Consider the following 15891-nt stretch of genomic DNA (forward strand, 5'->3'; position numbering starts at 1 on the left):
GGGCCTCTCAGAAGTAGTAGCCGACGTTGATGTTGAAGCGCGTCTCCCACGAGGCATTCGGATCGCCCTCCGCAAGCGCGTGGCCATAAGCAGGGCCCAGCCAGGGCTGGTTCTTCCCGCTGGCCACGTCCACGTAGGTGTAGACGGGCCCCGCGGTGACGAGCATGCCGAGCACGTTCTGCATCGACGTCTCGAACGCGGCGTTGGCTTTGTCGAAGAGGCTGAAGTCGTCGTAGAAGGTCAGCTTCGTGATGGGGCCCCACGACACGGGCACGTCGTACGAAAGGCCCGCCGCGTAGACGGTGCCCCGGGTGGCCATCTTGTAGGGCGCGTCATAGGCACCCATCGTCACGATGGAATCGTCGTGCCCCTCGGGGTTCTTCAGGTCGTAGCCGTAGCTGAGGACCTCCATGCGCAGGTTGAACGGGCCGTAGTAGCCGTCCAGGTGCACCGCGCCAGCCCAGTTCAGGCCATTGCGCCTGGTGACGCTGTTGTAGATCTGCCCGGTCTGCGCGGAGACGCCCACTTCCGTGCGGCCCAGGTCCCCGTGCTGGAAGGTGTACGCCGCGCGTGCATTGAGCTTGTTGCTCTCGTGGTTCGCGCTCTCCACGCCCAGGTATGCCTCGCCCGGATTGGAGCTGCTCACCTGCACCACGTCATACGAGTAGCGCGCGCTGTCCGTGCTCCGGCCGGTGAAGCTGCCCTCGTCGTTCTTGTAGAAGGCGACCTGCAGGTCCCATGGCCCCTGCGTGTGGACCAGCTTCAGACCCAGGTCGTAGTCGTCCTCCATACCCATGTAGTAGGGCAGGGAGAAGAACCAGTTATGTGAGGCATAGGGCAGCACGCCGAAGGGCACGCGGTGCACGCCGAACTGGAGCTGGGTCGCCTTCGTGAACTCATAGCCCACCCAGCCGTGGTGGAGCATGGAGTACCCCGAATAGAGGCGGTACTCGGCGGACAGCAACACCTTGGAAAGTCTGGCGTCGACGTTGAGCCGGAATGTATCGAACGCCACGTCGCCACCACGGTTGCGGTTGTCTTCTTCTCCAGGCCACGTCTTGAAGAAGGCATTGAGGCGCAGCGCACCGCCGACCTTGAGCATGTCCGGGTCTTCCACCACCTCCTCCTCGGCGCGTGCTTCGGGCGCGAACAGGCAGGTCAATCCAGACAGGAAAAGCGCATGCGAGAAACGGGCAAGACGGGTGGACAACCGCAACTCCTGGCAATGGACGACAGGCGCGAGCGGACCAGAACAGGCCACACTCGTCCTGAGCGCCAGACGTGGCACAAGGGGCGGCCCTCTCCCGATCCACACTCAGCGAGGACGCTGGCGCGCGAGACAGTCCACCCAGGGAACAGTGCAGTCAGTCGTTAACAGGTCAGACGGAGCACGTCCATACTTTTGAGCTCAAACAATGTGGGTACTGGGCGCTGCCCGCTTGCTCGCGGGGCATGAGCGGTGCGCCCGCCAACCCACACGGGCGGCACAAGGGGCCCGTGTCACCGTCACGGGATAGGTCCGAGACGCCCTGCGGATGAGGCGCGTCGCGGGGCGACCGGCGCGCCCAGTCCGCGCTCGGGGACGGCACGCGATACTGCGGCTCGGACCGCGAGGGCGGCTTCGGCGGCTGGGCACGGGCGTCCTCAGCGGTGACACCGGACAATCGGAAGCACGGCGAAACACGCGCTGTGTCCATGACGTGTGTCCAGACCTGCCATCATAGCAGAGACAGGGGGTCGTAGAATTCACCACCCGACCGGAACGACTCCCTGCCCAGGGACTCCGCTGCCTATCGCATCATTCCGTGACGATTCAGCGGCCGGGGCGTCAAGTCCAGACGCCCCTCCCCTGTTGCCGGCGATGCCTCTCAAGCCCACCGGCGACGCCTGCAATCAGGGTCAGTGGAGGGTGAACACGCCCCGCACGTCATCCCAGACCAACCCATGGCGCCGCAGAATCCGCGTCAGGTCCGGCTCCACGGGCGGCGGGCGCGCGAAGGCGTCGAAGCCCAGCAGGAGGAATGTCCGGTCGGAAGCCGCTGCCGCCAGCCACGCTCCATCGGAAGAGAAGGCCACGGCGGAGACGAACCCCTGCAGCCCGGGCACCTCCCCCATGAGCGCCCCGTCGGGAAGCCGCCAGACCTTCACCTCTCCGCCCATTCCGCCGGACGCCACGAACGCTCCCTGAGGCGCCACCGCGAGCGACAAGACGCCTACCGTGCGCGAATCCATCGACGTCAGCACGCGGCCGTCATCTGGGCTCCAGAGCCGGATGGGCTGACGCATTCCCGCGGTCAGCAACTCCCCGGACGCCAGGAACGCGACGGCGCGGACCCGGTCGCCCGCTTCCAGGACGCGAATCACCGCGCCTCGCGCCACGTCCCAGAGCCGCACCGTGTGGTCCGCTGCGCCCGAAGCCAGCCTTTGCCCCGTGGCATCGAATGCCAATGCCCACGCCTTCCCGGTGTGCCCTGTCAACCGAGCCACCTGGGTCGCGGAGGGAACAGCCCACAGCACGACGTCCTGCGCCACCCCCGCAGCGAGCAATGTGCCGTCTGGGCTGAAGGCCAACGCCCGGATGGATTCGCGCGCGGCCGGAATCACCATCAGCTGATTTCCGGACCGGACGTCTCGCACACGCACCTCCCCCTTCAACGTTCCCACCGCGAGCAACCGCCGGTCCGCGCTCACGGCCACGGCCCCCACAGCGTCCGGTGCCTCCAGGCGGGAGCGGAGTTCGCCTCCGGACGAGACCGACCAGCTCCGCAGACCGTCCTCCCCACCCGACACGAAGGCGTCTGGCCCCACGGAGGTCAGCACCTCAGGCCAGGCGGGAAGCTCCCGCAGCAGGACGTCCGGAGGCCCCTCGGGCCGAGACCAGACCTTGAGGACACCGTCCATGCCACCGGACGCGAACGTGCGTCCGTCCGGGGACAGGGCCACGGCCATCACGAAGGTCCGGTGTGCATCCAACCGCTCCAGGACCTCGCCACCGCCGCGCACGTCCACGCGCTGCACGCGGCCCTCCCACCCCGCCTGCACGAGCTGATGGAAACCCGCATCGATGGCCACGGCCGAAAGCGCCCCCGTGTTGCGCTGCACGTCGAGCAGGGCCCCGGTCCGGGCATTCCAGAAACGGACGGCACGGTCCGCGGACGCGGTCATCACCCGCTCGCCATCCGCGGAGAACGCACAGGACTCCACCTTGTCCTCGTGTCCCGTCAGCCGGTGCAGCTCGCGACGCGCCGTCAGGTCCCACACCCGCGCGGTCCGGTCCATGCTCGACGACACGAGCCGCCCTCCGTCGGGGGAGAAGGCCACCGCGATGACGATGTCCTCATGCGTGAACCGGAGCACCTCCGCGCCGTCGCGGATACGCCAGACACGAATCGTCCGGTCCAGTCCACCGCTCGCCAGCCACTCACCATCCGGGGAGAAGGCCATGCCCCGCACGACATCCGTGTGCCCGGACAGCAAGGCCACCCTGCGCCCGTGCTTCCAGTCCCAGAGCCAGAGCGCGCCGGGCCTGCCCGCGGCGGCCAGCCACCGGCCATCCGGAGAGAACGCGACGGCATGGAGCTCGGCTTCGTGGCCCTTCAGCTCCGCCACCTGCGCTCCGGCCTCCACGTCCCAGACGCGCACGACCGCGTCATACCCTCCCGAAGCCAGCAGCCTGCCGTCCGGTGAGAAGGCCAGCGCCAGCACCGAACCCTCGAACTGCTTCGCCCACTCGAGCGACGAGGCGCGCTTCTCCGCCCACACCTGTCCCCAGCGCGCCGTGGGTGAGTCTTCCGTGTGTCTCGCGGATGCGAAGTTGCCCGCCGCCAGGGCCCATTGCTTCGTCTCGATGGCCGCGTCACCGCGGGCCCGGAAGAGTTCGGACCGGGCGTCTCGCCCCCCAAGGACGTCGGACGAGGAGCGCTGCCCCGCGCAGGACACCGTGAGCAGGACCAGGATCCACCACCACGAACGCAGGTGCATTCCGGATTCATCACCCAGGGCACGGCCCCGGCACAATCCCCTTCGCCCAACACATGAGCCCTTGGTGGGACTGACACTGAGCATTACTGCTTTCGTGCGTGTCAGGGGATGGACCGTACGCCTCCCCCGGATCGACGATGACCTTTCCGGTGACGAACTGGGCACCGAGGAAGCGAACCTCGCGGCGCCAACGCTGCATTGACACGATTCATCCCGCGCCGCCGCGCTGGACATAGCCATCACCAGACAACCATCCGGGAGCGGGGGCCCCAGACCTCGAACTCAATCCCTGTTGCGACAAAGGAAGACGAAGCTCCTGGTCTGCCCCCCCTCTCCCCTATCGGGCCTGCCAAGCGCCACGTCCTCGTCCCTCCACCATCGCGTGCCTGGGCACCCCCTCCCGCCCACCTGCCGTGAACGCGCCTTCGCGCTCGCCGACCGTCCCTAGCTTGGCTGTAGGGGGCCTTTCCCATCACGGCCCCACGGAGGAGAACGCCATGCCCCTGGACCCTCGAAGTGAGCCTGCGCGAACAGGCGAAGGACGACCGCCCGGGCTGCCCCCAGGCCGGGTCGAGCAGCTACGGGCTCGCTTGCGCGGCCGGCTCGTGCGGCCCGGGGACGCGGACTACGAGGAACACTGCCGCGTCTACAACGCCATGATTCACAAGCGACCGGCGTTGATTGCCCGGTGCGCCGACGTGGCGGACGTCCTCGCGGCGGTGGAGTTCGCACGCGAGCAGGGCCTCATGCTCGCGGTCCGTGGGGGTGGGCACAACGGCGCCGGCCTGGGCACCTGCGACGGGGGGCTCGTCGTCGACCTGTCGCTCATGCGCGGCGTCCGGGTCGCCCCCGAATCAGGCACCGTACGTGTCGCGGGAGGAAGCGTCTGGGGCGAAGTAGACCATGCCACGCACGCGTTCGGGCTCGCCGTTCCCTCGGGAATCATCTCCACCACGGGCGTGGGGGGCCTCACCCTGGGCGGTGGCCTGGGCCACCTCTCGCGTCGCTACGGCCTCACCATCGACAGCCTGCTCGCCGTGGACATGGTGCTGGCGGACGGGCGCTTCGTCACCGCGAACGCCCAGCAACACCCGGACCTGTTCTGGGCCGTGCGCGGCGGCGGCGGCAACTTCGGCGTCGTCACGTCCTTCCTCTTCCAGGCCCACCCGGTGGACACCATCCTGGGAGGGCCGACGCTCTGGCCCCTGGAACGCGCCGAGGAGGTGATGCGGTGGTACCGCGAGTTCATCCCCACCGCGCCCGAGACACTCACCGGCTTCTTCGCCTTCCTGGTTGTCCCGCCCACAGCGCCCTTCCCGCCCCACCTGCACTTGCAGAAGATGTGCGCGGTGGTGTGGTGCTACACCGGAGACCCGGCTCAAGCCGACGCGCTCTTCGCGCCCGTGCGCGCCATGGCCCCCGCGCTCGACGGCGTGCAGTCCATGCCCTACCCCGCGCTGCAGAGCATGTTCGATGCGCTCTATCCGCCGGGCCTCCAATGGTACTGGCGCGCGGACTTCGTGCGAGAGCTGGGGGACGAAGCCATCTCCCGACACGTGGCGTTCGCTCACCGCCTGCCCACGATGCACTCCACCATGCATCTCTATCCCATCGACGGAGCAGCGCACCGGGCGGCACCAGGCGACACCGCCTTCAGCTTCCGGGACGCGCGGTGGGCGGAGGTCATCGTCGGAGTGGACCCCTCTCCTGAGAAGGCCGGGGACATCACCACCTGGACGAAGGACTATTGGAATGCCCTGCATCCCTATTCAGCGGGCGGCGCCTACGTGAACTTCCTCATGGACGAGGGCCAGGAACGCGTCCAGGCAACGTACCAGAACAACTACGCAAGGCTGGTGGAGGTGAAGGACCGCTACGACCCGACCAACCTTTTCCGAGTGAACCAGAACATCCGCCCCAGCACCGGCACGCCGCTTCGCCATTGAGCCACCATTCCCTCGCGCCATTGCTCGCCCGGGGCGGCCTCGGTTGGTACCTTCCGTGCCCCCAGTTCGCTCCACCCCAACCGCGAGGAGAATGAGGCATGACAACGGGCTTCGAGACTTACAGGATGAAGGACCCCGCGCTCCTGGCAGGCGTGAGGGAGGCCCTGCTGCAATCCTACTTCGCGGACTACGACCAGGGCTTTCTCAAGACGCCGGCGGGGCAATCGGACATCGCGGACCACGTGGATGGCCGGTACAACCGCTGCGTTGACCACGTGCTGCCCTGGCTCGCGAGGTATGCGCAGCTGGGCAAGGCGGACATCGTCGAGCTGGGCTGTGGCACGGGCTCCAGCACAGCGGCCTTCGCCCAGGTCGCCCGCCACGTCACGGGGTACGACATCCACGCGCCCTCCGTGCGCGCGGCAGAAAGCCGCATGAAGGCCCTGGGATTGCGCAACGTCGCCATGAGCGTCGTGGAGCCCGCGCAGTTGCTGGAGACGCTGAAGAAGGAGACCCCCGACGGCGCCGACATCTTCGTGCTGTACGCGGTGCTCGAGCATCAGACGCCTGCGGAGCGGCTGGAGACGCTCCGCACCGGATGGGACCTGCTGCGGCCGGGAGGACTGCTTGTCGTCGTGGATACGCCCAACCGGCTCGTGTATTTCGACGCGCACACGTCCCTGATGCCGTTCTTCCACTTCCTGCCGCCGGAACTCGGGTGGCCGTACGCCTCGCGCTCCCCCCGTGAGAACTTCCGCGAGTCCATGGCGCAGGTGTCCGCCGAAGACGCCCCCATGCTGCTGACCCGATGGGGCCTGGGCGTCAGCCACCATGAGCTCGAGCTGACGCTGGGAGACATCGACCCCTTGCTGGTGGGTACGGGCTTCGAGCCGGAGGTGCTCGACATGTTCCCCGTCACGCTCGACGAAGAGCTGCTGCGTTTGTACGTGGAGAAGAGCAGCGCTCGCGTGCCCCTGGCGTTCACCCGGAACACGCTCAATTTCGTTCTGCGGAAGGGCGACAACGCCGATCTCATCGCTCGCCGGCCCTCGCCGCCTCCGGTGCGACACCTCGTCAACGAGACGTCACACCCGGGCCAGGCGCAACGCCTCCACGAACTGGAACAGCGCGTCTCTGCGGACGAGCGGAAACTCCAGGAGCAGGCCCAGCGCATCCGGGAGCTGGAAGAGCACATCGCCACCCCACCCCTGCGACACCAGCTCGCCGATCAGCTCAACGGCGCCCTCAAACAGACGGCCCTTCACCGTCAGGCCCGGAAGCTCGTCGAATGGTCGGTGGGCCGCGTCAAGCGCGGCTCGCGCTGAGTCTTCGCCGCCCCAGGACTCCCAGCCGGGTGGCGCGGTGATACACGCGCCGCGCCGTCCGGCATCCCCACCGGAACTTTGTCCAGCGGACGAAGTCGGTGAAACATAAAAACCGAGAAATCCAGAACCCGAGTCTCACCGCCTGTCGATGAAACACATACGGACAGAGTCCGAGCGACCGGGCGGGGTGAAGCAGACCCATTTTACAGGGCCGTCTCCCGCACCCGAGGATGGACGCATCCATGCGTCACATCCGCATTCCGAATCACGCGCCGGCGACTCACGCAGTCCCCGGTGTTTCACCTGTCTCACCTGCCGGCGCATGCATGTCTTCACGACGCACGTCGTGGTGCTGGGTGCTGCCGTTCCTCCTGATACTTTCCACCTCCGCGTGGGCGGACACAGGACAGCCCAGCATCGACTTGAATCAGGGCTGGCGATACCGCTGGGGAGACTCACCGCCAGGCCCCGCCGACGTACCAGCCTGGGCACTGGAGTCAGGGGATGAGCAGGCGTGGCAGCCCGTGGCGGCCCTCCGCGAGCCGCCGAGCCGGGGAGCGCACACCTTCCTCTGGCTGAGCATCCCCGTCCCCCAGGGGCAGTGGCTGGAGCCCGCGCTCTACCTGGGCACGGTGGCCAATGCCTTCGAGGTCTACGCCAACGGCCACCGCATCCATGCGAGCGGGCGGCTGAATCCCTCGGGCCAGGAGGAGACGGACAACCTCGCATGGCGGCTCGTCCCCCTGCCCCCCGCGGTGGAGGGCACACGCCTGCTGCTGCGAATCCAGAGCAGCGGTCCCATCATCGGCGTGGGAGGCGCGGCTCGGGTGGGGGCACACCATCAGCTGCTCGCGACGGTGACGCGCACGGGGCTGGCGCCCTTCGTCATGGGCATGCTGCTGCTCACCATCGCCAGTGCCGCCGCCTTGGGTGCCCTGGTACGGCGTCAGACGCAGATGCTCCTGCCGCTCGTCATCTTCACGAGCGGCTCGGCGGCCCTGCTTCTGGGCATGAGCGGCCTGATTCCCGCGCTCTGGGGCGGCTATCTGCTGGGGAGCCAGCTCACGCTGGTGGGCTCGCACTGCATCCTGCCCGCGCTCGCCTGGTTCATCTCCGACAGCATCCTGGAGAACCGGATGCGCTGGTTCCGCTGGAGTGCCTGGGCCGCGTGCGTGCCGGCCTCCGTTCAGGTCATCATCGTGATGGCCGACCTGGGCATGGCGCAGCGGAACCTTGGCCTCTTCGTCCTCTACTCGGTGCCTTGTCTGCTCGGGTGCGTCATCGTCGCAGGTATCGCGGCGTGGCGCGGCAACCCCGACGCGCGAATCTTCTCCATGGGCCTGGGCGTGTTCTTCGGTGTCGTCATCCACACCACGCTGCCGGTGTTCGGGCTGGCGGAGACCACGGACTCGCTCATGCACTGGGGCTTCCTGGCGCTCGCGCTCTCATTGGTGGGCATCGTCGTGCGCCGCTCGGTGCTGGTGGTGCGCGCGCTCGCGTCGCACACGCACCAACTCGAGGAGCGTCGTCATGAAGTGAAGCGGCTCGCCCAGGACATGGGGAGCGGCGCTGGCGAGCTGGCCGCGGTGGCGCAACAACTGCGCACGTCCAGTGAGGTGCAGACGGCGGGGGTCAGCCGGCAGGCCGCGGCGCTCCGCGAGGCGGAGCAGACGGTCCAGGAAATCCGGCAGGGCTCCCTGGTGACGGCGGACAAGGCACGGCGGCTCGCGGGCTCCATCGAAACCGCCGAGGAGGCGGGGCGCGATGGCGGCGCGGCCATCACTCGCACGCTGACCAACCTGGAAGCCATCCGCCAGGAGGTCTCCGAGATGTCGAGCCGCATCCTCGCGCTGGACGCACGCACCCGCGAAATCTCCAGCATCGTGGACACCGTGAAGGGGCTTGCGGACCAGTCCAACATGCTGGCCATCAACGCCGCCATCGAGGCCGCGCGCAGCGGGGAGCACGGCCGGGGCTTTGGCGTCGTGTCGCGAGAGGTCCGCAGCCTCGCCGACCAGTCCATCCTGGCGACCCATCGCATCCGCGAGGTGCTCGACGGTGTGAGTCTGAGCATGCGTGAGGCCGCGAAGATGAGTGAACAGGGAGAGCAACGCGTGAAGGCGAGCCTGGACGCGGTGCGCGTCTCCGGCACCCAGCTCCAGCGGCTCACGGGCATCATCGACGACACCGGCACCAGTGTGCGGCAGATTTCCGCGGCGGTGGCGCAGCAGGACGCGGGCACCTCCCAGATTGCCCAGGCCATTCAAGAGCTGTCCGCCCAGATGCGGCATACGCTGCGCACCGTCGAGGAGACGCAGAAGGTGTCGGGTTCAGTGCAAGTGCTGGCGGAGAACATGGCGGGCACGGCCCGCACCGCGCTCCAGGCGGGAACCCTCGATGACTGAGCCGCGTCCCGTGACGTCCGCACAATGACGGATGGGAGCGCATCGGTTGCAGGCCCGCGCAAAGGGTGCTCAGAAGCCAGCATGGCGCAGAACATCTACGACGACCCCGGCTTCTTCGAAGGCTACAGCCAGTTGCGGCGCTCGATGGAGGGGCTCGCGGGTGCACCGGAATGGCCCGCGCTGCGGGCGATGCTGCCCGAGCTGCGGGGCCTCCGGGTGATGGACCTCGGCTGCGGCTACGGCTGGTTCTGCCGGTGGGCCCAGGAACAAGGGGCACTACAGGTTCACGGGCTCGACGTCTCGGCGCGAATGCTGGAACGGGCCCGGCAGCTGACGTCCACCCGCGACATCGTCTACACCCAGGCAGACCTGGAGACGGTGGAACTTCCTCGAGCCCGCTTCGACCTCGTCTACAGCTCCCTGGCCTTTCACTACATCGAAGACCTGCTGTGCCTGCTCGCGAAGGTGCACGCAACCCTGGTTCCGGGTGGCGCGCTGGTCTTCTCTACCGAGCATCCCATCTACATGGCCCCCACCCACCCGGGCTGGCGGGTGGATGAACAAGGCCAGAAGACATGGCCCCTCAATGGCTACCAGGTCGAGGGGCCCCGCACCACGGACTGGCTCGCCAAGGGCGTCATCAAGTACCACCGCACGCTGGGCACCTTGTTGAACGCCCTGATTCACACCGGGTTCAGTCTGCGCCAGGTCAACGAATGGGGTCCGACCGAGGCGCAGCTCTCCGCCCAGCCGGAACTGGCCGAGGAGCGGGAGCGCCCCATGATGTTGCTCGTGTCCGCGCGGCGCTAGACAAACGCGGCGGCGCAGCGGGAAGGCCCGGCGCCCGAGCCCCTGCCTGACCCTCCCCGCGCATGAAGCGGCGCATCCCGGAGCTCCGGCTCCGGATTGCCGGGCATTGAAGCGTCCTTTGCACGGACGCGTGGAACCCTCCCAGTCAATGGCAGCCCTCCCGCCGTGTCCGCACCCTGGGCCTCGCGTCAAAGGGGAGGCAGCTCATGAAGGGTTGGCGGCTGGGTTGTGCAGCACTCGCGGCGTGGTGGTTGGTTGGGTGCATGGGGGGACCCGACGAGCAGGCAGACAGCTTCGCGGAGCAGGCGGAGTCAGCGTCTGTCGAACAGGAAAGTGTCGAAGCACAGTGGAAGCACGAGGAGAAGAAAGTCTATTCAGAGAACTTCGGGAAAGGTGCGGGCCCCGAGTGGAGCCACCGCACCGTGTCCCGGACGCGGAAGGGAGAGCGAAAGTTCCTGGGGCCCTTCAGCGAACAGGAAGTCACGCTCAACCTGTCCGGCCTGCCGGACCATGACGAGGTCGAGGTCCAGTTGGAGCTGTTCGTCCTCAAGTCGTGGGACGGTAACGACACGACGAAGGGACCAGGCCGCTGGGTCGCGAGCGTGGACGACGGTCCCGTCCTGCTGGATGCCACCTTCTCCAATCTCCAAGCCAGCCACCCGGGCCTCACGGGCGCATCGATGAAGGGCACGCTCGGGTACCGGGACGAGTCCGGCGATGGCAGCAAGGGGTACACCATCTACCCCCTGTCCTTCACCTTCAGGCACACCGGAGACCGGCTGACACTCCGCTTCGCCGACCCACCTCGAGGCGAGGCCAACGAACAGTGGGGCCTGGATTCGGTGAAGGTGAAGGTCCGGAAGAAGAAGGGAGGCGACCTGCTGGTCAGCAACAACGTGAACAGCAGCGTGCTGCGCTATGACGGGAAGACGGGCGACTTCGTGGGCGTCTTCATCCCACCTGGCGCCGGCGGGCTCAACAACCCACAGGAGCTCGTCTACGGCCCCGACGGCAACCTCTACATCGCCAGCTTTGCCAGCAGGGAGGTGCTGCGCTTCAACGGGAAGACGGGCGCCTTCATCGACATCTTCGTGCCCGTGGGCAGTGGCGGGCTGGGCTTCCCCGGCGGCCTCATCTTCGGTCCTGATGGCAACCTGTATGTCGCCGACAGCTTTGGCGGCACCAACAGCGTGCTGCGCTACGACGGGACGACAGGCGCCTTCATCGACGTGTTCGCTTCGGGCGGCGGACTGCTCGTTCCCCAGAAGATGGCGTTCGACAAGAAGGGGAACCTGTTCGTCGTCAGCATCATCGGCAACAACGTGGTGCGCTACGATGAGAATGGCGCACCCTTCCCCGCTGCCGGACAGCCCGGTGCCATCTTCATCCCGGACATCGACGCGGTGACGATTGCCATTGGCAAGGACCACAAGCTCTACGTTGGCACCACGGCCGGAGATGACGTCCTGCGCTTCAACGCCAAGACGGGCGCCTTCATCGACGTCTTCGTCGAGTCGGGGAGCGGTGGCCTGACTGACTTCGTGGACATGGAGTTCGGTCCCGACGGCAACCTGTACATCCCGGACTTCCTCCCGGCCACGGTGTTGCGCTTCAGCGGGAAGACGGGGAACTTCATTGACGTCTTCGTGCCCGCTGGAACGGGCGCCAACGCGGCCACCCTGACGTTCATGCCCTCGAAGCGAAACAAGCCGCACGGGCACGAAGCGAACTGAGCACCTCCGGCCCATGAAGCCCTAAGCAAGGCCTCGCCTCCGCTCCCGGATGAGCGCCACCAGCGCTCGACGGCTGGCGGAGGCGAGCCGCCCCTTCAGACGAGGAGCTCCGACGCAGACGGGTGCGCCAGCGCCTCATGATTCCGAGGGTCCGTCTCGAAACGCCGTGGCATTCCGGACCGCCCCCTCCCGGGGCCGACGTCCCTCCCGCTCCGGGGCCCCGCTCCGAGGCGAACCTGGGTGAGCGCCGCTCGTGCCGGACACTTGCACGACGCCGCCACGTCGGCGACGGCGCCGCCGCGGCGGAGGGCTTCCAGTGGCGCCTCCCAGCTCGCGCAGCACCCGAGCCCGGATCCCCCCCTCCAGGCGGAGGTCCTGCATGAGCGCCTGCACCTGCCGGCCCCCGTGCGGGTGGCGCAGGGCCTCGCACAGCCGCTCGACGATGTCGATGCGCAGAACCATGCTCCCGAGCACCTCGTACCCATAGGCACGTGCGTCCCGGCGGTCCAACTCGGAGAGCTGAAGCACGGGCTCTTGTGGCACCCCGGTGGGACATGTCCGCTGGAGGAACAGCGACGTCAGCATGCAGCGCCGCTCCAGCGCATGCGGGCTGAGGGCCTCGGCGACGTAGACGAAGCGGTGTCCCTCGCAGACGCCTTGCTCCGTCAAGCGCGCGCGAGCCTCCGCATCCAACAGCCGCCACTGCTCATGCGCCTCGCCCTGCGTAATCACGCCCAGTCCTTCGGACAGGCGATACGCGAGCCCACGCGCCGCCGCGTTGCGCCCCGCTCCTGAGAAGGACTCGGCGGGAAAGCCGCCCATGGCCTCGGTGACGAGGTCCCGCGCCAGCGCGAGCAAACGCCGCTCCAGCCGCTGCCGCGCGCCGCCCGTCCAGACCTCCGGCTCCGCCAGTGCCAACAAAGGGGAGCGGCGGTCCGTCCCGCGAACGAGGCGTGCCAGGGGCTCGCCTTCAAAGGAGATGGTGCCAGTCGCATCCACCTGGAAGGCGTCATGGCTCGCGTCCACCACTCGCTGGACGAACTGCTCCTCCGTCATCGCGAAGCCCTCGGCGCCGGGCATCTCCTCCAGCATCTGCCCCAGCTTGGCGAAGGGGCTGGCCGAACCGGACGGAGGACGCGCGGTGGCCTTCACAAAGCGGCGCGTGCTGCGCCTCGCGGCGCGCTGCACGAAGCGCTCGACGAGCCTTTCATGGAGCGCGTCCCCTAGTGCATCCTCGATGCCGCGCGTCCGCTCCTGCCAGTGCTCCGCCTCGTGCAGCCACCCCGGCCGATGACTGATGTACGTCCAGATGCGGATGGCCGCCAGCCGGTCCATCAGCGTGTGGATGTCTCCGGACACGTCGTCGAGCGGAGCCACCTGCTTGTTCAGCCAGCCGGCGTCCAGCTTCCCGTCCCCCGCGGTGAGTTGCAGGAACGTCTCACGTAGCAACGCGACATGCTGGCCGAAGAGCCCCTTGCGGAAGTCGGGTATCTGGCAGACCTGCCACAGCAGCTCCACCATGGCCGGCCCGGTGGCCAGGTCCTGGATGGCTGGAACACGCGAGAGGTCCTTGAGCGCATCGAAGTCATCCGCGCGCTCCACCCGAATGAAGGCACTGTGGCCCGGCGCGCGCGCCAGTGAATCCAGCAGGGCCTCTGGACTCGAGAAGTCGAGCGCGGCATTGCGCCAGATGAGGCTCCGGACCGCCGGGAAGCGGTGCGTCTCGATGGCGGAGACCACCCGCGGTGGCAGCTCCGGCAACGTGTTCAGCGTGCCGAAACTCCCGTCGTTCAAGTGGCGGCCGGCGCGGCCCGCAATCTGCGCCAGCTCGTCCGGGTAGAGCTCGCGCTGGTCGGCGCCGTCGAACTTGGACAGCGCGGCGAAGGCCACGTGGTTGAGGTCCAGGTTCAGCCCCATGCCAATGGCATCCGTGGCCACCAGGTACTGCACCTCTCCGGATTGGTACATCGCCACCTGGGCGTTTCGCGTCCGGGGAGACAGCGCGCCCAGCACCACCGCCACGCCGCCCCGGAGGCGCCGCAGCGACTCGGCCAACTCGTAAACGCGGTCCGCGGAGAACGCGACCACCGCCGACCGCGGCGGGAGGCTCTTCAGGGAGCGATGCCCGGCATAACGAAGCTGTGACAGACGCGTGGCTCTCTTCACCGAGGCATGGGGGATGAGCGTCTGAACCATGGGACGCATCGTGTCCGCGCCCAGGAACCAGGTCTCCTTGCGTCCCCGCGCATGCAGCAGTCGATCCGTGAAGACGTGCCCGCGTTCACGGTGAGCAGCGAGCTGGATTTCATCCACCGCGAGGAAGTCGACGGCCTTGTCGGTCGGCATCGCCTCGACGGTGCAAATCCAGTAGTCGGGGCGCGGGGGCACGCGCTTCTCCTCCCCCGTCATCAGCGCCACGCGGCCCTCACCCACCCGAGCGGTCACCCGGTCATAGACTTCGCGGGCGAGCAGACGGAGCGGCAACCCCATGATGCCCGAACCGTGCTCGAGCATGCGCTCGATGGCACGGTGGGTCTTCCCCGTGTTCGTAGGCCCCAGCTCCGCCACGACGACGGACGACCGGCTGGATGGGCTGGAGTTCATCCGCGGATTCTAACCTCGGACGGGCCCCTCCGCCCGGGTCCAGCGGCGGCGACCGCGAAGCCCACGCCAGCGTCCTGGCGCGGCGTGTGGTGGCTCAGTGGATGCGCAGGGCCAGCTTGCCCAGATGGTGCTTGCTCGCGGCTTCGAGCGCGCGGCCCGCGTCGTCTAGCCGGTACACCTGGAAGACCTCGACATGGAAGGGCCCTGCTTCAATGAGCCGGTTGAGGCGCGCGAGGACCTCAGCATTCGACTCGCCATTGTAGGCCGTGAGCTTCACACCGTCGGGGGCCCGTGGTTCCGGCTCGACGCCATTCGGGTAGGCGATGTGGCCTCCCTTCTTCACGGCCTGTAGCGCCGGGGCCCTGCCTTCGCCGCCCGCGAGCACCAGCGCCGCGTCGAGTCCTTCCGGCGCGAATTCCCGAATCGCCTTCGCCACGTCATCACCACCCCGTCCGTCCACCGCCTTCTCCGCCCCCAGGCGCTTCACCAACTCCACGCCGTCCGAGCCCGAAGCCACCGCCAGGACCCGCGCTCCCAGTCGCCTGGCGAGCTGCACCGCCAGATGGCCCACACCGCCGCTCGCGCCGTACACCAGCAGCGTCATGCCCTGGCGAACGTTCAGCGCGTCCTGCACGCCTTGGAGCGCCGTGATTCCATCCGCGGCCAGGACGCCCGCCTGTTCCGCGCTCAAGCCTTTCGGAACGAGCGCCGTGTTATCGGCCTTCACCACCGCGTACTCGGCGAAGAACCCGCCCTTGTCATTGAGGAAGCCGGAGCCGTACACCCGGTCGCCCACCTTGCGGGACGTGACGCCCTCGCCCACCGCCACGATGGTGCCGGCCCCGTCCGTTCCCAGCACATAGGGGAAGGATGACTTTCCAGGCTTGAGCAGCTCCATTTCCCCCTCGCGCTCCGCCGCGTCCCAGCTGCCGACGCCCGCGGTCTCCACCTGGATGAGCACCTCTCCCGCGCCCACGGCCGGAACGGCCACCGTCTTCACGCCAAGCACCTCCGGCCCACCGAAGCGGTCGATGGCGGCGGCCTTCATCTGCGACGGAATGGATGTCTTCATGGAGAGTCCTCGTGG

9 protein-coding genes are annotated in these 15891 nt (G+C 67.9%); 5 read left to right on the forward strand and 4 right to left on the reverse strand.

Annotation, left to right across the window (positions count from 1 at the left end; all coding sequences use genetic code 11):
• Positions 1–7: 7 nt before the first annotated feature.
• Together BLU09_RS13180 and BLU09_RS13185 are read right to left on the reverse strand one after the other, a co-directional pair.
• Complete coding sequence (locus BLU09_RS13180; protein WP_186817851.1) at positions 8–1102, reverse strand: hypothetical protein; 1095 nt, start codon at positions 1100–1102, stop codon at positions 8–10.
• Positions 1103–1899: 797 nt separating this feature from the next.
• Positions 1900–3981 carry a WD40 repeat domain-containing protein gene (locus BLU09_RS13185; RefSeq protein WP_244171678.1) on the reverse strand — a complete coding sequence of 694 codons (2082 nt, stop codon included), beginning with the start codon at positions 3979–3981 and terminating at the stop codon, positions 1900–1902.
• A 590-nt stretch (positions 3982–4571) separates the two neighbouring features.
• Here BLU09_RS13185 and BLU09_RS13190 point away from each other — a divergent pair.
• From BLU09_RS13190 to BLU09_RS13210, 5 genes are all read left to right on the forward strand, one after another.
• Positions 4572–5927, forward strand: a complete 1356-nt coding sequence (locus BLU09_RS13190; RefSeq protein ID WP_244171679.1) for an FAD-binding oxidoreductase — start codon at positions 4572–4574, stop codon at positions 5925–5927.
• 98 nt (positions 5928–6025) lie between these two features.
• On the forward strand, positions 6026–7252 hold the full coding sequence (locus BLU09_RS13195) for a methyltransferase (RefSeq protein ID WP_090489815.1): 1227 nt from the start codon (positions 6026–6028) through the stop codon (positions 7250–7252).
• 230 nt (positions 7253–7482) lie between these two features.
• Entirely contained in the window at positions 7483–9657 is a 2175-nt protein-coding gene (locus tag BLU09_RS13200; protein ID WP_090489817.1) for a methyl-accepting chemotaxis protein, read from the forward strand.
• A gap of 81 nt (positions 9658–9738) precedes the next feature.
• A complete protein-coding gene (locus BLU09_RS13205; RefSeq protein WP_090489819.1) occupies positions 9739–10467 on the forward strand; it encodes a class I SAM-dependent methyltransferase in 729 nt (242 codons plus the stop codon).
• Positions 10468–10730: 263 nt separating this feature from the next.
• Positions 10731–12200 (forward strand): Vgb family protein, encoded by a 1470-nt coding sequence (locus tag BLU09_RS13210; protein WP_244171681.1) that lies wholly within the window; start codon positions 10731–10733, stop codon positions 12198–12200.
• Positions 12201–12335: 135 nt separating this feature from the next.
• On the opposite strand, the gene BLU09_RS13215 is transcribed toward BLU09_RS13210, so the two are convergent.
• A complete protein-coding gene (locus BLU09_RS13215) occupies positions 12336–14804 on the reverse strand; it encodes a helicase-related protein (protein ID WP_090489823.1) in 2469 nt (822 codons plus the stop codon).
• A gap of 94 nt (positions 14805–14898) precedes the next feature.
• Positions 14899–15876 carry an NADP-dependent oxidoreductase gene (locus BLU09_RS13220; protein WP_186817847.1) on the reverse strand — a complete coding sequence of 326 codons (978 nt, stop codon included), beginning with the start codon at positions 15874–15876 and terminating at the stop codon, positions 14899–14901.
• Positions 15877–15891 lie beyond the last annotated feature (15 nt).

It is taken from the genome of Myxococcus virescens, from assembly GCF_900101905.1.
In the GTDB taxonomy this organism is placed as follows: Bacteria; Myxococcota; Myxococcia; order Myxococcales; family Myxococcaceae; genus Myxococcus; species Myxococcus virescens.